General features: G+C 41.7%; 22 protein-coding genes. 2 read left to right on the forward strand and 20 right to left on the reverse strand.

The genetic code is table 11. The features are described 5' to 3' along the window. Positions 1-474: 474 nt before the first annotated feature. Together DSY56_RS04525 and DSY56_RS04530 are read right to left on the reverse strand one after the other, a co-directional pair. Positions 475-2,109 carry a hypothetical protein gene (locus DSY56_RS04525; protein WP_112444099.1) on the reverse strand — a complete coding sequence of 545 codons (1,635 nt, stop codon included), beginning with the start codon at positions 2,107-2,109 and terminating at the stop codon, positions 475-477. After that, on the reverse strand, positions 2,090-2,839 hold the full coding sequence (locus DSY56_RS04530; protein WP_112444101.1) for an ABC transporter ATP-binding protein: 750 nt from the start codon (positions 2,837-2,839) through the stop codon (positions 2,090-2,092). Before DSY56_RS04530 ends, DSY56_RS04525 begins: the two co-directional genes overlap by 20 nt. 179 nt (positions 2,840-3,018) lie before the next feature. Between DSY56_RS04530 and DSY56_RS04535 the strand changes: the two genes are divergently transcribed. Further along, positions 3,019-4,473 carry an alpha-amylase gene (locus DSY56_RS04535; protein ID WP_112444103.1) on the forward strand — a complete coding sequence of 485 codons (1,455 nt, stop codon included), beginning with the start codon at positions 3,019-3,021 and terminating at the stop codon, positions 4,471-4,473. Positions 4,474-4,633: 160 nt separating this feature from the next. Here DSY56_RS04535 and DSY56_RS12280 read toward each other — a convergent pair whose 3' ends face one another. The 11 genes from DSY56_RS12280 to budA form a co-directional block, all read right to left on the reverse strand. After that, a complete protein-coding gene (locus DSY56_RS12280) occupies positions 4,634-5,905 on the reverse strand; it encodes an HNH endonuclease (RefSeq protein WP_112444105.1) in 1,272 nt (423 codons plus the stop codon). A gap of 70 nt (positions 5,906-5,975) precedes the next feature. Further along, the gene (alaS, locus tag DSY56_RS04545) at positions 5,976-8,594 is read right to left on the reverse strand and encodes an alanine--tRNA ligase (RefSeq protein ID WP_112444107.1); all 2,619 of its coding nucleotides are present in this window, start codon (positions 8,592-8,594) and stop codon (positions 5,976-5,978) included. Between the two features lie 21 nt (positions 8,595-8,615). Further along, entirely contained in the window at positions 8,616-9,101 is a 486-nt protein-coding gene (locus DSY56_RS04550; RefSeq protein WP_023939760.1) for an LURP-one-related/scramblase family protein, read from the reverse strand. Between the two features lie 275 nt (positions 9,102-9,376). Further along, positions 9,377-9,628, reverse strand: coding sequence for a hypothetical protein (locus DSY56_RS12285; protein WP_112444110.1), 252 nt, complete (start codon positions 9,626-9,628; stop codon positions 9,377-9,379). Between the two features lie 253 nt (positions 9,629-9,881). Then, positions 9,882-10,952 carry an ABC transporter substrate-binding protein gene (locus DSY56_RS04560; RefSeq protein WP_112444112.1) on the reverse strand — a complete coding sequence of 357 codons (1,071 nt, stop codon included), beginning with the start codon at positions 10,950-10,952 and terminating at the stop codon, positions 9,882-9,884. After that, complete coding sequence (locus DSY56_RS04565; RefSeq protein ID WP_000712740.1) at positions 10,949-11,722, reverse strand: ABC transporter permease; 774 nt, start codon at positions 11,720-11,722, stop codon at positions 10,949-10,951. The genes DSY56_RS04560 and DSY56_RS04565 overlap by 4 nt, the downstream gene beginning before the upstream one ends. Further along, complete coding sequence (locus DSY56_RS04570; RefSeq protein ID WP_000753801.1) at positions 11,719-12,525, reverse strand: ABC transporter permease; 807 nt, start codon at positions 12,523-12,525, stop codon at positions 11,719-11,721. The genes DSY56_RS04565 and DSY56_RS04570 overlap by 4 nt, the downstream gene beginning before the upstream one ends. Beyond that, positions 12,506-13,663 carry an ABC transporter ATP-binding protein gene (locus tag DSY56_RS04575; RefSeq protein ID WP_000742900.1) on the reverse strand — a complete coding sequence of 386 codons (1,158 nt, stop codon included), beginning with the start codon at positions 13,661-13,663 and terminating at the stop codon, positions 12,506-12,508. Before DSY56_RS04575 ends, DSY56_RS04570 begins: the two co-directional genes overlap by 20 nt. A gap of 159 nt (positions 13,664-13,822) precedes the next feature. Beyond that, positions 13,823-14,728: a UDP-N-acetylmuramate dehydrogenase gene (gene murB / locus DSY56_RS04580; RefSeq protein WP_061750843.1), complete on the reverse strand. Its 906-nt coding sequence runs from the start codon at positions 14,726-14,728 to the stop codon at positions 13,823-13,825. A 113-nt stretch (positions 14,729-14,841) separates the two neighbouring features. Next, the gene (locus tag DSY56_RS04585) at positions 14,842-15,594 is read right to left on the reverse strand and encodes a YhfC family intramembrane metalloprotease (RefSeq protein WP_112444114.1); all 753 of its coding nucleotides are present in this window, start codon (positions 15,592-15,594) and stop codon (positions 14,842-14,844) included. A gap of 9 nt (positions 15,595-15,603) precedes the next feature. Further along, the gene (budA, locus tag DSY56_RS04590; RefSeq protein ID WP_000360314.1) at positions 15,604-16,335 is read right to left on the reverse strand and encodes an acetolactate decarboxylase; all 732 of its coding nucleotides are present in this window, start codon (positions 16,333-16,335) and stop codon (positions 15,604-15,606) included. A gap of 141 nt (positions 16,336-16,476) precedes the next feature. Between budA and DSY56_RS04595 the strand changes: the two genes are divergently transcribed. Continuing rightward, positions 16,477-17,748, forward strand: coding sequence for an aminotransferase-like domain-containing protein (locus tag DSY56_RS04595; protein WP_112444116.1), 1,272 nt, complete (start codon positions 16,477-16,479; stop codon positions 17,746-17,748). A 19-nt stretch (positions 17,749-17,767) separates the two neighbouring features. Here the strand turns inward: DSY56_RS04595 and DSY56_RS04600 are convergent, their stop codons facing one another. The 7 genes from DSY56_RS04600 to DSY56_RS04630 all read right to left on the reverse strand — a co-directional run bounded on the left by DSY56_RS04600 (position 17,768) and on the right by DSY56_RS04630 (position 23,660). Further along, entirely contained in the window at positions 17,768-18,583 is an 816-nt protein-coding gene (locus DSY56_RS04600) for an ABC transporter substrate-binding protein (RefSeq protein ID WP_023942905.1), read from the reverse strand. A gap of 157 nt (positions 18,584-18,740) precedes the next feature. Then, positions 18,741-19,394, reverse strand: coding sequence for a phosphate signaling complex protein PhoU (gene phoU / locus DSY56_RS04605; RefSeq protein ID WP_000946458.1), 654 nt, complete (start codon positions 19,392-19,394; stop codon positions 18,741-18,743). Between the two features lie 11 nt (positions 19,395-19,405). After that, on the reverse strand, positions 19,406-20,164 hold the full coding sequence (pstB, locus tag DSY56_RS04610; protein ID WP_000133484.1) for a phosphate ABC transporter ATP-binding protein PstB: 759 nt from the start codon (positions 20,162-20,164) through the stop codon (positions 19,406-19,408). 12 nt (positions 20,165-20,176) lie between these two features. After that, positions 20,177-20,980 carry a phosphate ABC transporter ATP-binding protein PstB gene (gene pstB, locus DSY56_RS04615; protein WP_020900241.1) on the reverse strand — a complete coding sequence of 268 codons (804 nt, stop codon included), beginning with the start codon at positions 20,978-20,980 and terminating at the stop codon, positions 20,177-20,179. Between the two features lie 10 nt (positions 20,981-20,990). Continuing rightward, a complete protein-coding gene (pstA, locus tag DSY56_RS04620; RefSeq protein WP_000543046.1) occupies positions 20,991-21,875 on the reverse strand; it encodes a phosphate ABC transporter permease PstA in 885 nt (294 codons plus the stop codon). Further along, positions 21,865-22,782: a phosphate ABC transporter permease subunit PstC gene (gene pstC / locus DSY56_RS04625; protein ID WP_001070903.1), complete on the reverse strand. Its 918-nt coding sequence runs from the start codon at positions 22,780-22,782 to the stop codon at positions 21,865-21,867. The genes pstA and pstC overlap by 11 nt, the downstream gene beginning before the upstream one ends. After that, the gene (locus DSY56_RS04630) at positions 22,782-23,660 is read right to left on the reverse strand and encodes a phosphate ABC transporter substrate-binding protein PstS family protein (protein ID WP_112444118.1); all 879 of its coding nucleotides are present in this window, start codon (positions 23,658-23,660) and stop codon (positions 22,782-22,784) included. The genes pstC and DSY56_RS04630 overlap by 1 nt, the downstream gene beginning before the upstream one ends.

Genomic DNA, 23,660 nt, shown 5'->3' on the forward strand with positions numbered 1-23,660 from the left:
ATAGGTAGAGAGGTTGTACCTGCAATATATGACTGTCAAGTTTAGTGGTGTAGATAGTAGAATAAAGATGAGAAGGCATAGAGAGAAGATAAATCACCTTAAGCAGGTATCTGGAAAATTTGATTTTATAGAGAAGCCTTTTGTTACAAACTCAATATACTATCAATAAATAATATCATAGAAGCAACAATAATTATAATTTCACCTATTTGCATAATCCTATTTCGAACTCTAAATATATTTTCTATCAAAAATACTTGAAAAAGACACATTATAGGAATTAACGTTTTTGAAATTGAAAAATATCCAAATAAATAAACTATAAACAACAAAAATAGAACTATGTTATATTTCTTATTCATGACATTCCCCTCTTTATTTTTTGATTACCAATCTTAATCATTTACAACTACATTATAACAAACTATAAAAGCGTTTGTCGAATTAAATTTATCAAGCAAGCGACCAACTATCTCATCTTTTTTCTATTTCTGCCAATATGCGTGACAGGTAGTAATGATAGCCAAAAATAGCAAGACCAAGCAAGAGGATAAGAGCTCCTACTCCCAAGCTAATGGCAAGGATAGGGGAGAGAGACCGAACCAAGAATAAGCTCCCTATTACAAGGGCCATTAAGATAACACTATAAATTAAGAGTAAAACTATTGCTACTATACGATTTGAACGGTTCACCAGGTCCGTAATGTTACTCCAATTGGTTGACAGATTTTTAACGTCCTTAAGGTAATGGTGGCAAGAAAGGATGACACTTGCAAAGATCCAGGCCACAATAAGGTAAATCATCGAAAGGATGGGCAAGCCTAGATATAGAGAAAGACCAAGTAAAGTCAGGACTGGTAAAAAGGACTGGACAGCAAATATAATCCAAAATTTCACTTTCACATAACGAGCAAAGTCAAAGGGTAAACTCTTAAGAAAATCAACATTTTCTCTCTCCAAGGACAAGGCAATTGAATGCAGGCTGGTGATATTGTTATTGACAACTGCTATAAACACTCCTACAAAAAACAAGGGTAACCAGTATGGAGGATGAATGTCTGGAACTATCTGAGAATCTCGGATTTTGGAAATCAGACCAATCATCATGAGATAAGGAAGGAAAGCACTTGTAAAAAGCACTGTAATCACGCCAGTCCCCTGTCCCAAGAGGGTGAGGTGGTAGCGTAAAACCATACGGAAAAATCCTTTTTTAGTAGTTGAAATTCTCTCCTTACTGCGACGTTCTTTCTTGACCTTCTCCTCACTGTTAAGCAGAATCACGTCATAAAAATGAGGAAGAACCTTCTTTTTGGTCAGGTAAAGTAAGAAGACAGTTAGAGTTATCCAAGCGAGCAGACCCAGTATGGCTTCTGTCGAAAAAGGCTCCACTGCTATTTTGTAAAAGATATGAAGAGGATAAAGGAGAAATGGAATGTCTCTAACTTTGTCAACAATACTTCCAAAAGTCGACTGTAGAAAGAGGACAAATATTAAAGGTATGAGAACTCCTATCCCAATCATCACATTCGAAAAAATAGACTGATACTTTCTGAAGACCCTAGTCTGAGCCAAGAAATGTACTGCCACTACCATCACTAAAGTAACAGAGACAAATAATAAGGCCAAGGACAGCAGCATCAAAGGCAAGCCCAGCCAAAGAGAAGGAGCTAGCCTAATATAGAGGACTAGAAAATAAGCTAGGATTGGTACAATTCCAGCTAGAGCTGGCAAGAGAACAGACAGTCCTTTAGCAATTATAATCTCTGATTCTTTAAAGGCATAGGGCCTATACGATGCCAAGTCCTTACTCTCATAAAAGACATTGTAAAATGCAGTGAAAGAAGTTGAAAAGGCAAGCACCAGTAAAATAGCAACCATGCTACTAAAAAAACTTGGTATTTCCTCAAAAGGAAAACGAAAGGCTATATTTATAAACATGAAAAGCATCAAGAGACTAGAAAAAATGTAAGAACTTAGGACTCTAGCGGAAACATTTACTTTTTTCTCAGGATTCTTAGCTTGCTTCTTTCGTAGGTTAGCCAGATTAGCTTCTTGAGATGAATAGAGGATATTGATATCAACTAATTTTTTAATGACCTTGAGACGCATCCGCAACCTCCTCTTTTCTACCAGCAAGGCTAAGATAGATACTTTCTAAAGACTGGTTTGGGTGGTCTTTTCTCAAGTCCTCTACGCTACCACAATAAATCAAATGCCCCTTTTTCAAAATGGCAATCCGATCACAGACTTGCTCTGCCACCTCTAGGACATGGGTTGAAAACAAGACTGTCTTGCCTTTTTGCGCATGCTCCTTCATCATTTGCTTCAAATCAAAGGCAGCCTGGGGATCCAAACCTGTCAAGGGTTCGTCCAAGACCCAAATATCGGGATCGGACAAGAGTGCTCCGATGACAAAGACTTTCTGACGCATTCCGTGAGAAAGGGTTTCAATAACCTGATAGCAGTTTTCAGCAAAATCAAAAACGTTCAATAGCCTAGCTAGACTAGCCTCCAAGTCAGAGCTGCTCAAATCATAGGATGAGGCAATCAATTCCCAAAATTCATTGGCCGTTAAGCGTAAAAATAAGTCAGGCGAGTCTGCAACGTAGCCAATCTTTCGTTTAATAGCCAAGCGATTTTCCGATAAATCCTGACCATCTACCAAAATACGACCACTGCTGGGCGAAATGATACTGACTAGGGATTTTATGGTAGTCGATTTTCCAGCACCGTTATGGCCAATCAAGCCCATAATCTCCCCATTTTCAATCTGCAAATTGAGATTGCTCAAAGCCTCTTTATCACCATACAACTTACTAACATTTTGAAATTCAATCATGGGATGACTCCTATCTTTATCTATATTACATACTATTATACTAGCGCTTTGATACAAAAAAATCAACACTTTATTTTAAGTAGATACAATAGTTTCCTTCTATTCTTACGCAAACGTTTGCGCCAAGAGATACTTTATGATAGAATAAAGAACAAGATTGACAAGTAAGAGGAAACATCATGCAAAATCAAACACTCATGCAATACTTTGAATGGTATCTGCCCCACGACGGTCAGCACTGGACGCGTCTGGCTGAAGATGCTCCACACCTAGCTAATCTCGGTATCAGCCATGTCTGGATGCCACCAGCTTTCAAGGCTACCAATGAAAAAGATGTAGGCTATGGGGTCTATGACTTATTCGACCTAGGAGAGTTCAACCAAAAAGGGACAGTCCGTACCAAGTATGGTTTCAAAGAAGACTATCTTCAAGCCATTCAAGCCCTAAAAGCACAGGGAATTCAACCTATGGCCGATGTGGTGCTCAATCACAAGGCGGCGGCTGATCACATGGAAGCCTTTCAGGTCATCGAAGTGGATCCTGTAGACCGTACAGTCGAACTTGGAGAACCTTTCACCATCAATGGCTGGACTAGCTTTACCTTCGATGGTCGCCACGATACCTACAATGACTTCCACTGGCACTGGTACCACTTCACAGGTACTGACTATGATGCAAAACGCCGTAAGTCTGGGATTTATCTCATCCAAGGGGACAACAAGGGCTGGGCAAATGAGGAATTGGTCGATAACGAAAATGGTAACTACGACTACCTCATGTATGCCGACCTAGACTTTAAGCATCCTGAAGTTATCAAAAATATCTATGACTGGACTGACTGGTTCATGGAGACGACTGGTATTGCTGGTTTCCGTTTGGATGCCGTTAAGCACATTGACTCTTTCTTCATGAGCAATTTTATCCGCGATATGAAGGAAAAATACGGTGAGGATTTCTATGTTTTTGGTGAATTTTGGAATCCAGACAAGGAAGCCAATCTGGACTATCTTGAAAAAACGGAAGAACGCTTTGACCTTGTCGATGTTCGTCTCCACCAGAATCTCTTTGATGCTAGCCGAGCAGGTTCCAACTATGACCTTCGTGGTATTTTCACAGATAGCCTGGTTGAACTCAAGCCTGACAAGGCTGTGACTTTTGTCGACAACCACGATACACAACGAGGTCAGGCTCTTGAGTCTACCGTTGAAGAATGGTTTAAACCAGCAGCCTATGCCCTCATTCTGTTACGCCAAAATGGCCTTCCATGTGTCTTTTACGGAGACTACTATGGGATTTCAGGACAATATGCTCAACAAGATTTCAAAGAGGTCCTTGACCGCCTCCTAGCCATCCGAAAAGATTTGGCCTATGGAGAACAAAATGACTACTTTGATGATCCTAACTGTATCGGTTGGGTACGTTCAGGTGCTGAACATCAATCCCCAATCGCAGTCCTTATCTCAAATGACCAAGAAAACAGCAAATCAATGTTTGTCGGCCAAGAATGGGCTAACCAAACTTTCATAGATTTACTTGGAAACCACCAAGATCAAGTTACAATCGATGAGGAAGGTTATGGACAATTCCCAGTCTCAGCTAGATCCGTAAGTGTCTGGGCAGCCAATACAATCTAATAGTGCATAATAATCAAGCCAGGTCCAAACGGATTTGGCTTTTTTGCATTCACAAAAAGACCTACCCAAATGGATAGATCTTTGAACACCTATATTTTTGTAAAAATTATATCACTAATTGACACATCCTGTTCTCAAACATTACAATTTTCATCTAAATCTATAGAACTTTATCTGATTTTGTTCTATTACATTTCCAACATAATGTTTGTAAATTACTTTCCGTAGACATTCCACCCTTTGAAACTGGAATAATATGGTCCACTTCTAGCAATAATAAATCTTGTTGAGCAGTAGATGCTCCGCAATATTGGCAAGTATAACAGTCCCTTTCTTTGACATACTCACGTAATTTTTTAGTCATTAATGCACGTTGAGCTTTAGCACTTTTCTTATACTTAACTTGCTCATCCATATAAGTAATTAATAATTCAATTATTTCCTCATTTAGTGTAATTGAAGTAACTTGACTAGAATTACCACCTGCACTAACATATTGAAAAGTATAGGTAGGAAAATTAAAATTAATTTGGGGAACTTCAATGTTTATATAATATAAAAATTCTTCTTTATAATACTTTAAAATAAACTGTGGAGGATTTAAACTATTTAAAATTCTTGCCAATCTATTATCAAGATTCTCTTTAGCATTAAGAAATCGTGATACTTGTTCACCAATTTCTTGAATACGCTGTAGATTTTCTTCGTTAGGCTTAAAATCAAAATACTTACATAAATACTTAAAAGGTTCTAACTCTGCATTTCTAACAACTTGTAGTGAAGCATTATAAACATATTTAGATTGATAATCAATAACGTTCCTATCACGTTGAATATTATACAAACTTGTATTTTGTCCTTTAGCTACATGAGCATACTTATATTTATCAAAACTTATAGATTGTAAGCTTACCTCATCAAACTTCTCAACATATTTAGCTATTTCATTATATTCTGTAACAAAAGAATCGATTTGTATTTTATTCCGAATAAATTCATCACTTAAAAAGTAATGTTTTTTCATATTATAACGAACAAGCCTATAAATTAAATAAATCCAACCAATCCAAGGAATAAAGAATGCAACAATAAACTTGATAATTTCATTATTTTTTCTTTTGAATTTATTTAATTTTATTTTATTGCGCTCTTCTTCTATTACACTTATTGGTATTTCAATCGATGAGGTCGATGAGTATATTTCATCTATCGGTTTATTTATTGTATCTCTGTTACTATTAACAGCTATAGCTTTTTTACTATCTTTAATATACAACCAATAGAAAAGGAAAGTAAATACGGAACTAAAAATAATTTGAGATATAAATTGTTGGAAGCCTAGTTGGTCAATAATTTTTTTGGAATCAAATATAAATCCAATTGTTCCCATACCAAAAAATATACTTAAAGCAACATAAATTTTTCTTTTCATAAGAATACTCTCTTAACAATATCTTTTCAACTCTTAATTTTTAAAATTATCAAAGAATTAATAATCGAGTTTACAATTTACCTGCTACGGCATCCAACAATTCTTGGATTTTAGCTTGGTTGCTTCCTCCTGCCATGGCCATGTCTGGTTTACCACCACCACGTCCATCGACGATTGGTGCTAATTCTTTGACAAGGTTTCCTGCATGAAGGTCTTTTGTCTTGCTTGCTACAAGGACATTGACTTTGTCACCGATAGCGGCAACTAGGACAAGAAGATCAGAGTAGTCTTTTTGTTTCCAGTTATCCGCAAAAGTACGAAGAGCACCGGCATCTGATACAGACACTTGACTAGCAATGTAACGGTGACCGTTGACTTCCTTAACATCCTTGAAGATGTCGCCTGCAGCTGCAGCTGCGGCTTTTTCTTTCAACTCAGCATTTTCTTTTTGCAATTGACGAAGTTGTTCTTGAAGTCCTTCTACTTTATGAGGTACTTCCTTGACTTGAGGTGCTTTCAAGGTTGCTGCGACAGCTTTAAGTGCGTCTTCTTGTTCACGATAGGCTTCAAAGGCTTCCTTACCAGTCACTGCTAAAATACGGCGAGTTCCTGATCCGATACCTTCTTCTTTGACTATCTTGAAGAGACCAATTTCAGAAGTGTTGCCAACGTGGGTACCACCACAAAGCTCGATAGAGTAGTCACCGATTGTAACAACACGGACTTCCTTGCCGTATTTCTCACCAAAGAGGGCCATCGCTCCCATTTCCTTGGCAGTGTCAATATCTGTTTCAACTGTCTTCACTTCAAGTGCTTCCCAGATTTTTTCATTGACTTGCTGCTCAATAGCACGCAATTCTTCTGCAGTTACTGCTTGGAAGTGGGTAAAGTCAAAGCGAAGGAATTCAACTTCGTTAAGAGATCCTGCTTGTGTCGCATGATTTCCAAGGATATTGTGAAGAGCAGCGTGAAGCAAGTGAGTCGCAGTGTGGTTTTTCATAACACGGTGACGACGATTTGTATCAATTGCCAAGGTATATTCTTGGTTCAAGGCAAGCAGTGCAAGGACTTCAACAGTGTGAAGAGCTTGTCCGTTTGGTGCTTTTTGAACATTAGTCACAGTAGCCACGACCTTACCTGACTCATCCAAGATTTGTCCGTGGTCAGCCACCTGTCCACCCATCTCAGCGTAGAATGGAGTTTCCGCAAAGATAAGAGAGGCAGTTCCTTCAGATACAGCTTCTACTTCTGCATTGTCAGCCACGATAGCTACCAATTTAGAAGACAATTGGCTAGCATTGTAGTTGAAGACACTTTCTACAGTGATGTTTTGGAGGGTTTCATTTTGCATACCCATTGAACCACCCTTGACAGCTGACGCACGCGCGCGTTCTTGCTGTTCTTTCATGGCTGCTTCAAAACCTTCACGGTCTACAGTCATACCAGCTTCTTCAGCGATTTCTTCAGTCAATTCAACTGGGAACCCATAAGTATCATAGAGTTTGAAGACATCTGAACCAGCAATGACAGATTGACCTTTTTCTTTCAAGTCTGCTACGATTCCTTGGGCAAAGTGTTGACCTGAGTGAAGGGTACGGGCAAATGACTCTTCCTCGCTCTTAACGATTTTTTCGATAAAGTCACGTTTTTCAAGCACTTCTGGGTAGTAGCTTTCCATGATTTTTCCAACGGTTGGAACGAGTTTGTAAAGGAAAGGCTCGTTTATACCCAATTTTTGACCATGCATAGACGCACGACGAAGGAGACGACGAAGGACATAACCACGACCTTCATTTCCTGGAAGGGCACCATCACCGATGGCAAATGACAAAGAACGAATGTGGTCTGCGATGACCTTGAAGTTCATGTTGTCGCCATCTTGGTCATAGACCTTACCAGACAATTTCTCTACTTCACGAATGATTGGCATGAAGAGGTCTGTTTCAAAGTTGGTCTTAGCCCCTTGGATAACGGCCACCAAACGCTCCAAACCAGCTCCCGTATCAATGTTCTTGTGTGGCAATTCCTTGTATTCGCTACGAGGAACAGCAGGGTCTGCGTTAAATTGTGATAAAACGATGTTCCAGATTTCGATATAACGGTCGTTTTCAATATCTTCTGCAAGCAGGCGAAGACCGATATTTTCTGGGTCAAAGGCTTCCCCACGGTCAAAGAAGATTTCTGTATCTGGTCCAGAAGGTCCCGCACCGATTTCCCAGAAGTTGTCCTCAATTGGAATCAAGTGACTTGGATCCACTCCCACTTCAATCCAGCGGTTGTATGAATCTTTATCAGCTGGATAGTAAGTCATGTAAAGTTTTTCAGCTGGGAAGTCAAACCACTCAGGGCTTGTCAAAAGCTCATAAGCCCAAGTGATCGCTTCGTCACGGAAGTAATCACCGATAGAGAAGTTCCCCAACATTTCAAACATGGTATGGTGACGTGCAGTCTTCCCTACGTTTTCGATGTCGTTGGTACGGATAGCCTTTTGCGCATTGGTAATACGTGGATTTTCTGGGATAATAGTCCCATCAAAGTATTTCTTAAGAGTTGCTACCCCAGAGTTAATCCACAAAAGAGTTGGGTCATTTACAGGAACCAAGCTCACTGATGGTTCTACTGAGTGACCTTTGGTTGCCCAGAAATCAAGCCACATTTGGCGTACTTGTGCACTAGATAGTTGTTTCATATTGTCTCCTTATTTACTTGTTTAATGTGATTGGCTTTCCAGCATTTCCACATAGTCAATTGCGACGCAGAGGGAAATGACTAGGTCTGCATAAGCGTCCTCAAGAACCGTTACGGTATAGGTAGAGGTCAGATGGAAGAGTTCTTTCTTAATTTCCGCAATCAGCTGATCGCGATCATCCAGCAATTTGAAATTCAAATCCCAGATATTGCCCTCGATACGAAGGCCTAGATTATCAAACTCATACTTATCTCGCCAGAAGGTCAACTTCTTGCGAATGACAAAACTCGAGCCATCCCGAAGCTGAATCTCAAAACGAGGTAGCAAGGTCAAGATTTCTTTACTGATCTGACTGACTTGTTCACCATTAGCATCATAGATGGTAAAAGTTTTGGGAATCTTAAAAAATGATCCCTCTACCTGATAGGTGATTTCTCCCCTGTCATCCTTGATAGCGAAGCGTTCGCCTCCAAGACGAAACTTTTGTTTGACAAGAAATGTTTTCATCAACACCTCCAAAAAATCAAAAGACAAGCTCATATCACGAAGGGCGAAAAACCGCGGTACCACCTTCATTCAATGAACTTGTCATTCTCTTGTTCTTATGCAATTGTATGATTGAGTAGCATGACTTCCTAGCTTAGATGGCTCGCAGCACCGCCATTTCTCTGGACTAAGACAAGAGAAAATCAATTCTCAACTTTCTTATTATATCGTTTTTTTAAGCTTGCGTCAACTGGAAATCATCTCCCTTGAATCAAACCAATTCCCTACATCTCAGATTACTTTTTCAGAATATATTTTTTCTTACTATTATCACTCTTTTTATCCCAACTTTTATTCCAAGTTTTCGAATTGCTAAATATAGCTACGCAAATATTTGCAAATATAAAGTTTCCTATCACCAAATATATAGACTCAGTCGTTAGGTATTGTCGATCCAAACCATCCTTTAGATAAAATAGTATATATGTTTGCTGAATAGTCAAAAAGGCTGGCCAAAAAAATTTTTTGAAAAAAGTAGATATTTTCATTATTTGTTACCGCTTTCTGTAATGTTAAGCTTAGTATACTACTAGGCAAACAAATAAGCAACTAATACTCTTCGAAAATCTCTTCAAACCACGTCAACGTCACCTTGTCGTACTCAAGTACAGCCTGCGACTAGTTTACTAGTTTGCTCTTTGATTTTCATTGAGTATAAAATAGAAAATATAGGGCTGTAAAAACTGACTTCTATATAAAAAACGAACCAGCTTGACTGATTCGTTTTCGGACATTCTACTCCTACTTCCGATACATTTTAAACTGTAGGAAGAGGTCGCTATATTTTCCTGTCCATTTATGGTCAAATTTTTCATAAACTTCTAGGTGTTTCATGGTTTCAGCATCAGGATAGAAGGCCTTGTCTTCTTTTTTCTCCTCTGGGAGTAGTTCCTTGGCTGGTAGGTTTGGTGTTGAATAACCGACATACTCTGCATTTTTAAGAGCATTTTCAGGTTTCAACATAAAGTTGATAAAGGCATAGGCTGCGTCTTGGTTTTTAACTGTTTTGGGAATGACCATATTGTCAAACCAAAGGTTGCTGGCCTCGGTCGGAACCACATAGCGTAGATTTTCATTTTTTTCCAGCATTTGGCTGGCTTCGCCAGAGAAGGTCACACCGATTGCAGCATTATTCTGAATCATGTAGCCCTTCATCTCGTCGGCAACGATGGCCTTGATATTTGGAGTCAGTTTATAGAGCTTGTCTACTGTCTCTTCTAACTGCTGGGTATCCTTGGAGTTGAGGCTGTAGCCTAGGGAGTTGAGCCCCAGTCCCAGCACCTCACGCGCCCCATCAAAGAGCATGATAGAGTTCTTATACTCTGGCTTCCAGAGGTCATCCCAGTGCTCAGGCGCTTCCTCTACCATGGTTTCATTGTAGACAATTCCTAATGTTCCCCAGAAGTAAGGGATAGAGAATTTATTGCCTGGGTCAAAGGACTGGTTGAGGAACTCCGGTCCGATATTTTCAAGACCTTCAAGTTTTGAATAGTCAAGTGGTACCAAGAGGTCTTCGTCCTTCATCTTATTAATCATGTATTCACTAGGGATGGCAATATCGTAGGTCGTTCCACCCTGCTTGATTTTGGTATACATGGCTTCGTTGGAGTCAAAAGTCTCGTACTGGACTTGGATTCCTGTTTCTTCAGTGAATTGCTCCAAGAGTTCTGGATCGATATAGTCCCCCCAGTTGTAGATAACCAGTTTTTGACTATCTCGGCTATTGATTTTACTATCGAGATGAGTCGCAATTCCCCACAAGACGAGAATAATGGCTACAATTCCTGCTAAAAATGAATAGAGTTTTTTCATGCTTGCTCCTCCTTCTCACGTGAGATAAAGTAATATCCAACCACTAGGATAATACTAAAGAGAAAGACAAGGGCAGACAGGGCATTGATTTCTAAGGAAATCCCCTTGCGAGCACGAGAGTAAATCTCGACTGACAGGGTTGAAAAGCCATTTCCCGTTACAAAGAAGGTTACGGCAAAGTCATCTAGCGAATAGGTGAAGGCCATGAAATAACCTGCAATAATAGACGGTGTCAGGTAAGGAAGCATAATTTCCTTGAACATCTGAAATTGACTAGCACCAAGGTCATAGGCCGCATGAATCATGTCACCGTTCATTTCCTTGAGACGAGGCAAAACCATCAAGACCACGATAGGAATGGAGAAGGCCACGTGACTAGAAAGAACGGTCAAAAAGCCAAGTGAAAACTTGAGTTGGGTAAAGAGAATCAAGAAGCTGGCACCAATCATAACGTCAGGCGCAACCATGAGGATATTATTGAGTGATAGAAAGGCTTCTTGGTATTTCTTACGAGACTGGTAGATGTAAATGGCACCAAAAGTCCCGATAATGGTCGCAATCAAGGCTGACAGGAAGGCCAAGAAAAAGGTCTGAGTTACAATCAACATAAGACGACCATCGCCAAACATGGTTTTAAAATGGCTCAAGCTAAAGCCTGTAAAGCTATTCATGTCATTGCCCGCGTTAAAGGCATAGCCAATCAAGTAAAAGATTGGCAGGTAGAGGACAAGAAAGACCAGTCCCAGATAAAGGTTGGCAAATTTTTTCATCGTTCTCTCCTTTCCTTGGTCACCCACATGGTGATGAACATAGTCAGGATGAGAATCACACCGATGGTAGAACCCATACCGTAGTTGTCATTGGTCAGGAAGTTTTGCTCAATGGCTGTCCCCAGTGTAATAACGCGGTTCCCACCAATCAAACGGGTCAGCATGAAGAGACTCAAGCTAGGAATAAAGACAGACTGAACTCCACTTCTCACACCGTTCATCGATAGAGGGAAGATGACATGACGGAAGGTCTCCCACTTGGTAGCACCGAGGTCATAACTTGCATTGATGAGATTGTTATCCATATCGTCCAAGACATTAAAAATCGGCAAAATCATAAAGGGAAGCTCGATGTAGCTTGCGACAAAGATAAAGGAGAAATCGGTAAAGAGCAACTGCTGTGAACCGATTCCGATAAATTCTAAGAATTGGTTAATAGAGCCATTTTGACCAAAAATCCCGATAAAGGCATAGGCCTTGAGGAGCAAATTGATCCATGTAGGCAGGATAATCAGCATAAGCCAGAGTTGACGGTGTTTGAGACGAGTCAAAAAGAGGGCTGTCGGATAACTGATAAGCAGGGTCACAAAGGTCACAATCCCTGCATAAAGCACTGAGTTGAAACTCATTTTGAGGTAGGTCAAGTTTTGTGACGCAAAGTAAGATTTATAGTTTTCTAAGCTAAACTGGCCTTCAATGTTGAAAAAGGATTGACCGAAAATCAGGACCAAGGGTGCCAACACAAAGAGGGCAATCCAAAGCATGTAGGGCACTACAAAGAGTTTAGAGCTTGTTTTCTTCATCTCTTTCCTCCTCGATTGCATTGATCAGACCTGCTTCTTGCTCTTCGATTTCTACGTACTCCTCGATACGAGCATCGAACTCTTCTTCGGTTTCGTTGAGACGCATGATGTGGATGTCTTCTGGTTCAAAGTCCAGACCGATTTCCTCACCAACAATAGCCTTACGGGTTGAGTGGATCATCCATTCATTTCCCAGTTCATCATAGGCGATAATTTCATAGTGCACCCCACGGAAAAGCTGGGTATCGACCTTAACTTGGAGCTTGCCTTCTTCAGGAAGGGTAATGCGCAAGTCCTCTGGACGAATAACAACCTCAACAGGTTCATTTGGTTTCATCCCCCCATCGACCGCTTCAAAGCGTTTGCCGTTAAACTCAACTAAGTAGTCCTCAATCATGGTACCTGGCAAGATATTTGACTCACCGATAAAGGTGGCAACAAAGTGGTTGATTGGCTCATCGTAGATGTCCACAGGCGTTCCAGACTGGACAATCTCGCCATCATTCATGACGAAAATCCAGTCACTCATTGCAAGGGCTTCTTCCTGATCGTGAGTGACAAAGACAAAGGTAATGCCCAATCGTTGTTGTAATTCACGCAGTTCATACTGCATGTCTGTTCTCAATTTCAAGTCCAACGCTGACAAAGGCTCGTCCAACAAAACCACACGGGGTTGGTTGATGATAGCACGGGCAATGGCAACACGCTGACGTTGTCCTCCAGAGAGTTTACGGATAGAACGCTTTTCGTAACCTTCCAACTGAACCATCTTGAGAACTTCCGCTACGCGTTGCTCGATTTCTTTCTTGTCAATTTTACGCAAGCGAAGTGGAAAGGCAACATTTTCAAACACATTCATATGTGGAAACAAGGCATAGGATTGGAAGACCGTATGGACGTCACGCTTGTTGGTTGGGATGTCGTTGATACGAACACCGTCCAACAAAATATCTCCAGTCGTAGCATCCAGTAAACCTGCAATGATGTTAAGGATGGTTGATTTCCCTGAACCAGATGCGCCTAGAAGGGTGTAGAATTTCCCTTCTTCCAACTCAAAGTTGATATCTTTGAGAACCTTGGTGTTGCTGTCTTCAAAAACTTTAGAGACGTTTTTGAATTCAATAATTGGTTTTTTCAATTGTCATTTATTCCTTCTTTTTCATAGATTAACAGATCAGGGCTCTGTCAGGCCGCCACTACCTCGTGTAGGAGATTAAACTGCCTACATTCTTCTGCACTAACGATAGGCTTTCACCCCCTTTCCATGACATAGCAGCAGCTTTTCAACTACAGCTTCCTACTTGCTTTCACCTAAAATACGGACTTCTCTCTCAAGAGTGACGCCAGAGTGTTCCTTGACTTTTTCAATCACAGACTCAATCAAGTCTTCGTAGTCTTTGGCCGTTCCATCAGCAACATTGATCATAAATCCTGCGTGCTTTTCTGACACTTCTACGCCACCGATACGATAGCCTTTCAAACCAGCCTCAGAAATCAACTGACCTGCAAAATGCCCTACTGGACGCTTAAAGACCGAACCACAAGATGGGTATTCCAAAGGTTGCTTGAGTTCACGTAGGTGCGTCAAGCGGTCCATTTCTTGCTTGATAACCTGATGGGTTCCTGGAGCTAGGGCAAATTTAGCTGATAAGACAACAGAACCAGACTCTTGAATGGCTGAATGACGGTAACCAAAAGCCAGGTCCTTGGCAGACAGAGTCTCGATTTCTCCATCCTTGGTCAAGACCTTACAAGACTGCAAGATGTGAGCAATCTCGCCACCATAGGCACCCGCATTCATAAAGACAGCACCACCAACGCTCCCTGGAATGCCACAAGCAAACTCAAAACCCGTCAAACTATGACGAAGCGCAATGCGAGTTGTTTCAATCAAGTTGGCCCCTGCTTCAGCTTCAATGGTATAGCCATCAACGGAAACGTTATTGAGCTTGTCACACAAGATGACAAATCCACGAATCCCACCATCACGAACGATGATATTGCTGGCATTGCCAAGAACCATCCAAGGGATATTTTCTTGATTGGCAAATTTAACAAGGCGCGCCAACTCAAAACGATTTCGTGGAAAGACCAAATAATCGGCCTCTCCACCTACTTTTGTATAACTATAGCTATGCAAGGGTTCCTTAAAACGGATATCAATTCCTTCTAAGATTTCAAGCATTTTTTCTCTTACAGACATGTCACTCTTCCTTTTACAAAATTCATTCCATTATACCATTTTTAAGACCATTTGACGACCCTAAAAAAATCTTGGGCTTATTTTAAACAAAAAAAAGAGGTTTCCCCCTTTTCTTATGATTTTTTGCAAAAGATTGCCTTGGTTCCATAGGCAACCAGAACGAGCTCTAGTGCTAGGACAACTTCCGCCAAGACTGGATTGGTCAGCCAGCCAACTTGGACTAGAGATGGTGCCAGATCAAAGAAGGCATGTAGGCCATAGGCTGCTAGGAGATAAATCCATTTCTTCTGGCGAACAGCTTGGTAAACCCAAACTGTCAAGAGTAATTGAAAACCTAGCGCCAAGATTCGCTCAAAACCAAGCAAATAAATCTGCCAGACCGATAGCGACTGGATAGTCTTCAACATATTTTCAGACAGTAATTGCATAACCTGTGGATCCTGAGTTTGAACTGCTGAGAGAACGATGTAGAGATTAAACAAACTAGCAAGACCCAGGAAAATTAATTCCAAGCCACCATGCCCCAGTCCATAGGCCAAGGCGTCTGCCTTTTCCAAACTTCTCTTTTTCTCCAACCATTTGAAGAAAACAAGACGAGCCGTTTCCTCAAAAAATGCTGCCATGGCGAGGCCATAGATGATATAGACAAGCGGATGGTCTTGCAAGAGGGCAATACTACCATCTTTTTGAGGATGTAAAACCAAGATATGCACCAGTTTTTCTAAAATCTGTGTAGAGACAAAGAAAGCAACGGCACCCAAGCCCAAGACAGCTAGATTAATCTGGTATTTCTTTTTGGCATACCAAATGCTCCCAAACAGAAAAGCTAGCAACAGCACCATGGTAATGATAATATGAATGGTCATTTTCTTCTCCTATTCTGCCTTTTCAATATCTTTTTTCATCTCGTCAACATTGAACTTAGCAAACAAGTATTGACGGTCTTGGACAGGAAAACGTTGGTCCAACTGATCAACTGCTCCCACCTCGATAATCCCTTCCTTTATGACAAAGTCCATGACATGTCCACCGAAGGTCAAATCATCTGAGATGAAGTGCAGATGGTAGCCTGCCACACTAACCCCATGGAAAATTTCTGGGGTCCAGAAACCAACGATGGTCCCTGCCACATTGTCACGACTATATTCAGGCTGATGCGTTGCGACCTCAGCAAACTTGGTATCTGGTGTCGACTTGGGAATCATGCGCACATGCATATGCGAAAATTCCCCACGAATCTTGATCGAGCGGAAAAGATTTTCCCCGTCGTAATAAGACTCAATTCGTTCTTCCAATTCCTTGTCTGTCATCTCAAAGCGCTGGCGGAAAATGACTTCTGCCTGATGCGGTACCACTGCTGCGTAAGGAATAAGGGCATCTGGTGATACTTCCACAATCTCTGGTTGCTCTCCTGATCCCTTGGCCTGATAAGCCTTGCCATCCAAGACAATCAATTCCCCATCAATGGAATCCAAGGTTCCCAAACCAAGGTCACCATGCTCTAGCAATTCTCCTACTGTCATAGTACCACCATAAAGGCCTGCCATCAAGGCTCCAAGGGTATTGTATTGAAATAATTTCACTGGTTCCTGCACGTTCTTATCCATTCACTTTCTTGTCTGTTATTCTATAAATGTTACTCCTAAGTATACCACATTTGCCCCTAGATGTGAACGAGAGAAACACCCTAGACATTGCCAAGAAGGAAAAAAAAGGGTACAATGTAACAAAATCAAGGGAGGTTTGGAATGAAGAAACAAAGCAAGTACCAAGAGGTCGTTTCCTATCTGAAAAATTGTATCGAGTCTGGACGATTTCCGACGGGAAGCCGCCTGCCTTCTATCCGTCAACTGAGCCTTGACTTTCACTGTAGCAAGGACACTATTCAACGAGCCCTGCTAGAATTACGGCACGAGCAATACCTCTATGCCAAGCCCCAGAGTGGCTACTATGTCCTAGAACAAGGGCAACACCTGGACCTAGAAATTGAGGTTACCGACGAACATGCCAGCGCCTATGACGATTTCCGACTCTGTGTCAATGAAACCTTGATTGGCCGAGAAAACTACCTCTTCAACTACTATGACAACCAAGAAGGTTTAGAGGACCTAAGACAGTCCATTCACAAACTCCTCTTTGACCAAGCCCTCTACTGCAAGGCTGACCAACTGGTACTGACTTCTGGAACCCAACAAGCCCTTTTTATCCTTTCTCAAATATCCTTTCCTAGCCAAGCCAAGGAAATCTTGGTGGAACAGCCGACCTACCATCGGATGAATCGCCTCTTGATTGCTCAGGGGCTGGACTATCAAACGATCGAACGAGGCATTGATGGGATTGACTTGGAGGAGCTGGAGCGACACTTCAAAACAGGAAAGATTAAGTTTTTCTACACCATTCCTCGCTTTCACTATCCCCTAGGTCATTCCTATTCTGAGCAGGACAAACGAACTATTCTTGACTTAGCTGCCAAGTATGGTGTCTATATTGTAGAGGACGATTATCTGGGGGATTTGGATTCTAAGAAGGGCCAGACCTTCCACTATCTGGATACAGAGGAGCGGGTTATTTACATCAAGTCCTTCTCAACCAGCCTCTTTCCAGCCCTGCGGATTACGGCACTCATTCTGCCAAATGCTATCAAAGAAGCCTTTGTGGCCTACAAAAATATCCTAGACTACGACAGCAATCTCATCATGCAAAAGGCTTTATCACTCTATATCGACAGTCAACTGTTTGAGAAAAACCGTCTGGCTCGCTTGGCCAATCAGGAAGCTTACCAGAAGCAAATCGAGGAAAGGTTAGCTAAATTGACTTGCCCCCTTCCTCACTTTCCTCTTCACGATGGTGTATTGCTAGACCTACGACGATACCCTAAAATTGCCAGTCTCAAACATAGTCAACTGGGCTTGGACTTCTTTGAAAAGGCCTATTTGAGCGCCTGCCCTTATCAATTTGCCAAGGTGTCCCTAGACGATTTAGAAAATGTTTTAAACTATTTAAAAGCAGAATTGGATTGACTTCCAACTCTGCTTTTTCTTATTCTTCAACTTCTGTTAGACTTGCTGCTTTTTCAAGATAGCTTTGGTAGGTTCCTTCATCCTTGAGCTTTTGGATGACCTTGTCCACCACTTCTTTCAAATCAGCACTATTTTTTCTAAGAGCTACTGCATTGGCTTCGCCGTCCTTCATCTTCAAGCTGACAGTTGCGACAGCTAGGTCAGCGTTTTTAGCAGCATAACTAAGGGCAACAGGCTCATCCATGTGAACAGCATCTACTTTTCCAGCCTGCAATTCATTGACTGCCTCACCCATATTGGTTAGGGAAGTCAATTGAGCTTTTGGCAATTGTTCCTTGACCATAGACTCTGGAACAGTCCCTTTTTGAGCTGCAATATTAGCACTTTCAAGGCTAGTTAAATCCTTGTATTTTTCTACATCAGCCTTACGAACCAAGAAACTAATCTTGTTTTCATAGTAAGGGATTGAAAAATCAAAGACTTCTTTTCTCTCGTCAGTAGCGCTAATTCCTGCAACCGCTAGGTCAGCCTTACCAGTTTGAAGACTAGTCAAGACATTATCAAAACTCATGCTTGATATTTCCAACTTAACCCCAAGTTCGTCAGCGATAGCTTGAGCCATATCAATATCCGCACCGACTACCTGATTTTTCCCATCAACCAAAGACTGAAATTCAAAAGGTGCATAGTCAGGACTGGTCGCCACAACCAATTTCCCTTTTTGCTTAATGGCCTCAACAGCTGACTGAGAACCATTCGAACCTGACTGGCAAGCTACTAAGAAGAAACTTGCAAGAAAACTACATAAAACAAATATCCATTTTTTTGATTTCATAAATAAACAACCTCTCTGTTAATTTTGTATAATTATAACGCTATCCAAGTTACTTGTCAAGTGTTTTTTGAATTTTTATCTTAAAAATATTTTTTTCATTCAAGAAAAGGAGCTATCAGTTGATTTCAAGCTCCTTTTTATACAGATCCAACCTATTTTATAGTTCGACAATCTTACCTGTTTCAAAGTAAACAACCCATTCACAGATATTCTTAGCATAATCTCCAATCCGTTCCAAGAAGGCAATAACTTGGAAGTAATCACGACCTGTAACAATGGCATCAGGATTTTTCTTGATTTCTTCTGTAGCCAAGTCACGAATGCTATCAAAGTAATGGTTGATTTTTTCGTCCATAGCTGCTACTTCATAGGCCTGATCCACTGAACCATTGAGATAGAGTTCAAGGGCTGCTTCAACGAAGTTTTTGACATCGCGACCCATTCTCTTGATTTCTTCTTCAACAGCTGGGATGCGTTGCTCCCCTTTCATACGAATTGCCGCTTTGGCAATGGAAACGGCATGGTCCCCCATACGTTCCAAGTCAGATACAGCCTTCAAGACTGTCAAAACAGTACGCAAGTCCTGAGAAACGGGTTGTTGAAGGGCAATCATTTCAAATGATTTCTTCTCCAATTTCACTTCGTATTCGTTTACTTCTGCATCGTCTTCGATGACTTCCTTGGCCAAATCACGGTCATGCGTGACAAAGGCACGCACTGTACGATTGATTTGGGATAGCACTTCTTGTCCCATAGCATAGAACTGGTTGTGCAATTTCTCTAAATCTTCTTCAAATTGAGAACGTAACATCATTTATCTCCTTATCCAAATTTTCCTGAAATATAATCTTCTGTTTCCTTATGTTGTGGGTTGAGGAACATCTTCTTGGTATCGTTAAACTCAATCAAATCTCCATCAAGGAAAAATCCTGTCTTGTCAGAGATACGAGAGGCTTGTTGCATAGAACGCGTAACCAAGAGCATGGTGTATTTATCTTTTAGGCCATACAAGGTTTCCTCAATCTTACCAGCAGAGATAGGGTCCAAGGCTGAAGTCGGTTCATCCAAGAGAATGATTTTAGGACTGGTTGCCAAGACACGGGCAACACAGACACGTTGCTGTTGTCCACCTGAAAGCCCGATAGCTGAATCATGCAGGCGGTCCTTGACTTCATCCCAGATAGAAGCACGTTGCAAGGCTTTTTCCACCGCTTCATCCAGAACCTGTTTGTCCTTCACTCCATTGATACGAAGCCCATAGACAACATTTTCGTAGATGGACATAGGGAAAGGATTCGGCTGTTGGAAGACCATACCGATTTCCTTCCGCAATTCAACTGTATCTGTACGGGGGCTGTAGATATTGTGACCATTATAGACTACTGATCCCGTTGTTGTCACCTCTGGATTGAGATCCCCCATGCGGTTTATAGCCTTGAGAAGGGTTGACTTTCCTGATCCAGATGGACCGATCAAGGCTGTAATTTCCTTAGGTTGGAAAGAGAGGGAAACACTATTCAAGGCCTTTTTTTGATTGTAGTAAACGGACAGGTCTGACACCTGTAAAATCGCTTCTGTCATACTGTTTCCTTTCTATCCAAAGTGTCCAGTTACGTAGTCATTGGTTGACTGTAGTTTGGCATTTTGGAAAATATTAGACGTCTTATCATACTCAATCAAGTCACCCAAATAGAAAAATCCTGTGTAGTCACTAGCACGCGCAGCCTGCTGCATACTGTGGGTCACGATGATGATGGTAAAGTCCTTCTTCAATTCCAGCATGGTTTCTTCCAGCTGAGCTGTCGCAATCGGATCCAAGGCTGACGCAGGCTCATCCATCAAGAGAATGTCAGGTTTGACCGAAATAGCACGAGCGATACAGAGACGTTGCTGCTGACCACCTGATAGGGTCAAGGCTGACTTGTGCAAATCGTCTTTGACCTGGTCCCAAAGGGCAGCCTGACGAAGAGAAGTTTCCACAATTTCATCCAAGACTTGCTTGTCCTTGACTCCTGCACGTTCATGAGCAAAAGTAATGTTGCGGTAGATAGACTTGGCAAAGGGATTTGGTCGTTGGAAGACCATTCCGATGTGCTTACGCATCTCATAAACATTGATTTCTGGACGATTAACGTCAATTCCTTGATAGAGGATTTGACCTGTTACCTTGGCAATATCAATGGTATCATTCATACGGTTAAGACTGCGGAGGTAGGTTGATTTTCCTGATCCAGATGGGCCAATTAAGGCAGTAATTTTATTTTTTTCAAATTGCATATCGATGCCCTTGATGGATTCTTTTTTACCGTAGTAAACATGTAAATCCTTAGTAGAGAGGGCCACTTTCTCTTCAGGAAAGGTGATGATATGCTTTTCATCCCAATTATATTTTGACATGGCTTCTCCTTTAGGCAGCGGTTAATTTCTTATGTAGGTAGCTTCCGAGTTTACGGGCTCCAAAGTTAAAGATGAGGATAAAGATGAGGAGCACGGCGGCAGAACCTGCTGATACGATGGTGCCATCTGGAATGGTTCCTTCACTGTTGACTTTCCAGATGTGGACAGCCAAGGTTTCTGCTTGACGGAAGATAGAGATTGGACTCGTCACACTGAGAATATTCCAGTTAGACCAGTCAAGGGCTGGAGCAGATTGTCCTGCTGTATAGATAAGAGCCGCAGCCTCACCAAAGATACGACCAGAGGCCAAGACAACCCCCGTCACAATACCTGGTAGGGCTTCTGGAATGACGACATGGACAACTGTCTCCCAACGAGAAATTCCAAGAGCCAGACCAGCCTCACGTTGCGTATGGTGAACGTGTTTCAAGCTATCTTCAACATTACGAGTCATCTGAGGCAGGTTAAAAACCGTCAAGGCCAAGGCACCTGAAATGATTGAAAATCCATACTCAAACTGAACTACAAAAATCAAGTAACCAAAGAGACCTACAACCACAGATGGCAGTGAAGACAAGATTTCAATACAGGTTCTAACAAAGTTGGTCACAGGACCTTTTTTGGCATATTCAGCTAGGAAAATCCCAGCTCCCATGGACAAAGGTACAGAGATAATCAAGGTAATTACCAAGAGGAAGAAGGAATTATAAAGCTGAATTCCAATCCCTCCACCTGCTTGGTAAGAAGATGATTTGCCAGTCAAGAAAGACCAAGAGATGTGGGGCAAACCACGAACCAAGATATAAAGAATCAAGGATGCCAAGATGGCAACGATAATTCCTGCAATCGAGTAGAGGACAGCTGTTGCAATTTTATCTAATTTCTTAGCGTGCATAGTTTTTCTTTCCTCTTTCTTTCGTAATCAATTTAATGACACTGTTGAAGGCCAAACTCATCAAGAGCAAGACTAAGGCCAGTGACCAGAGAACGTTATTGTCAACTGTTCCCATAACGGTATTTCCGATACCCATAGTCAAAACAGATGTCAAGGTCGCAGCAGGTGTTGTTAATGAAGTTGGGACAACGGCTGAGTTTCCGACCACCATCTGAATGGCCAAGGCCTCACCAAAGGCACGCGCCATCCCAAAGACCACTGCTGTGAAAATCCCTGAACGCGCTGCCTTCAAGGTCACGCGCCAGATGGTTTGCCAGCGAGTGGCTCCCATGGCCAAACTAGCTTCACGGTAGTGACGAGGCACCGCACGTAAGCTATCAGTTGTCATAAAGGTTACTGTCGGTAAAATCATGACAAAGAGAACAAAAATCCCTGACAAAATCCCAAAACCAGTTCCACCAAAGACACTGCGGACAAAGGGAACCACAACCTGCAAACCGATAAATCCATAGACGACTGAAGGAATCCCGACCAGCAATTCAATGGCTGGTTGCAAGATTCTAGCACCTTTTGGTGAGACCTCGGTCATAAAGACTGCCGCACCAATGGCAAAAGGAGTTGCGATAAGGGCTGATAGGATTGTGACAATAAAGGAACCCAAAATCATGGGAAGGGCACCAAATTGTTTACCTGAAGGATTCCAAGTTTGGCCAAATAGGAAATCAAAGATATTGACTCCATTGACAAAGAAGGTCGACAAACCTTTTTGGGCTACGAAGATTAAAATCATAGCGACAATGATGACAATCAAAGACAGACAGGCAAAGGTCAAGCCTTTTCCTAGTTTCTCTAGACGAGAGTTCTTTGAGGGAGAAAGTAATTTTTTAGCTAATTCTTCTTGATTCATTAGTGACTCCCTTCTAGTGCTGTCACCGTTCCTACAGCATCTTTTTCAACCTTCATTTCCTTGACAGAAATATAGCCCATTCCCTTAACGATTCCGCTTTGCGCTTCATCTGAGAGGACAAAGTTGAGAAATTCTGCCACCAATTCGTTTGGCTGACCTAGGGTGTACATATGTTCATAAGACCACAAAGGCCAGTTATTGGTTGTAACATTTTCTGCAATCGGCTCATAGCCGTTCAATTTCATGAGTTTAACAGAGTCATCCACATAGGCAAAAGCTAGGTAAGAAATGGCTCCTGGTGTCTGGGAAACAATGTTTTTGACCATCCCATTTGAATCCTGTTCTTGACTCTGCACGGCAGATTGGCCATCCATGACAACACTATCAAAGGTTGCACGCGAACCAGAACTTGCCGCACGGTTGATAATAGAAATGGCTAGGTCTTTTCCACCGACCTCTTTCCAGTTGGTCACTTGACCTGTGAAGATGCTACGGAGTTGTTCAGTTGTCAGATTTTCAACATCAACTTCCTTGTTCACAATTACCGCCAAGCCCGCTACAGCTACCTTATGGTCCACTAGAGCGGATGCGTTGATACCGTCTTTTTCCTCGGCAAATACGTCTGAATTTCCTACATCAACAGCTCCAGACTGAACCTGAGACAGACCTGTACCAGATCCTCCACCTTGGACGTTGACTGTTTTTCCAACGTGCAGAGAGCCAAATTCATCTGCTGCTGCTTCGACCAAGGGCTGAAGAGCCGTTGAACCAACAGCTGTCATGGATTCTCCACGATCAATCCAGCTAGCACATCCCGCTAACGAACCTGCCAGCAAAAGAGCCGCAAGGGATAGAGCGAGTTTTTTCCTTTTTTTCAC

The organism is Streptococcus sp. 596553 (assembly GCF_900411395.1).
GTDB classification, from domain to species: Bacteria; Bacillota; Bacilli; order Lactobacillales; family Streptococcaceae; genus Streptococcus; species Streptococcus mitis_BA.

Excerpts from the sequence above, each read along its gene's own strand:
- DSY56_RS04525 (WP_112444099.1), bottom strand. The coding sequence starts at position 2,109 with ATGCGTCTCAAGGTCATTAAAAAATTAGTTGATATCAATATCCTCTAT.
- DSY56_RS04530 (WP_112444101.1), bottom strand. The coding sequence starts at position 2,839 with ATGATTGAATTTCAAAATGTTAGTAAGTTGTATGGTGATAAAGAGGCT.
- DSY56_RS04535 (WP_112444103.1), top strand. The coding sequence starts at position 3,019 with ATGCAAAATCAAACACTCATGCAATACTTTGAATGGTATCTGCCCCAC.
- DSY56_RS12280 (WP_112444105.1), bottom strand. The coding sequence starts at position 5,905 with ATGAAAAGAAAAATTTATGTTGCTTTAAGTATATTTTTTGGTATGGGA.
- alaS (WP_112444107.1), bottom strand. The coding sequence starts at position 8,594 with ATGAAACAACTATCTAGTGCACAAGTACGCCAAATGTGGCTTGATTTC.
- DSY56_RS04550 (WP_023939760.1), bottom strand. The coding sequence starts at position 9,101 with ATGAAAACATTTCTTGTCAAACAAAAGTTTCGTCTTGGAGGCGAACGC.
- DSY56_RS12285 (WP_112444110.1), bottom strand. The coding sequence starts at position 9,628 with ATGAAAATATCTACTTTTTTCAAAAAATTTTTTTGGCCAGCCTTTTTG.
- DSY56_RS04560 (WP_112444112.1), bottom strand. The coding sequence starts at position 10,952 with ATGAAAAAACTCTATTCATTTTTAGCAGGAATTGTAGCCATTATTCTC.
- DSY56_RS04565 (WP_000712740.1), bottom strand. The coding sequence starts at position 11,722 with ATGAAAAAATTTGCCAACCTTTATCTGGGACTGGTCTTTCTTGTCCTC.
- DSY56_RS04570 (WP_000753801.1), bottom strand. The coding sequence starts at position 12,525 with ATGAAGAAAACAAGCTCTAAACTCTTTGTAGTGCCCTACATGCTTTGG.
- murB (WP_061750843.1), bottom strand. The coding sequence starts at position 14,728 with ATGTCTGTAAGAGAAAAAATGCTTGAAATCTTAGAAGGAATTGATATC.
- DSY56_RS04585 (WP_112444114.1), bottom strand. The coding sequence starts at position 15,594 with ATGACCATTCATATTATCATTACCATGGTGCTGTTGCTAGCTTTTCTG.
- budA (WP_000360314.1), bottom strand. The coding sequence starts at position 16,335 with ATGGATAAGAACGTGCAGGAACCAGTGAAATTATTTCAATACAATACC.
- DSY56_RS04595 (WP_112444116.1), top strand. The coding sequence starts at position 16,477 with ATGAAGAAACAAAGCAAGTACCAAGAGGTCGTTTCCTATCTGAAAAAT.
- DSY56_RS04600 (WP_023942905.1), bottom strand. The coding sequence starts at position 18,583 with ATGAAATCAAAAAAATGGATATTTGTTTTATGTAGTTTTCTTGCAAGT.
- phoU (WP_000946458.1), bottom strand. The coding sequence starts at position 19,394 with ATGTTACGTTCTCAATTTGAAGAAGATTTAGAGAAATTGCACAACCAG.
- pstB (WP_000133484.1), bottom strand. The coding sequence starts at position 20,164 with ATGACAGAAGCGATTTTACAGGTGTCAGACCTGTCCGTTTACTACAAT.
- pstB (WP_020900241.1), bottom strand. The coding sequence starts at position 20,980 with ATGTCAAAATATAATTGGGATGAAAAGCATATCATCACCTTTCCTGAA.
- pstA (WP_000543046.1), bottom strand. The coding sequence starts at position 21,875 with ATGCACGCTAAGAAATTAGATAAAATTGCAACAGCTGTCCTCTACTCG.
- pstC (WP_001070903.1), bottom strand. The coding sequence starts at position 22,782 with ATGAATCAAGAAGAATTAGCTAAAAAATTACTTTCTCCCTCAAAGAAC.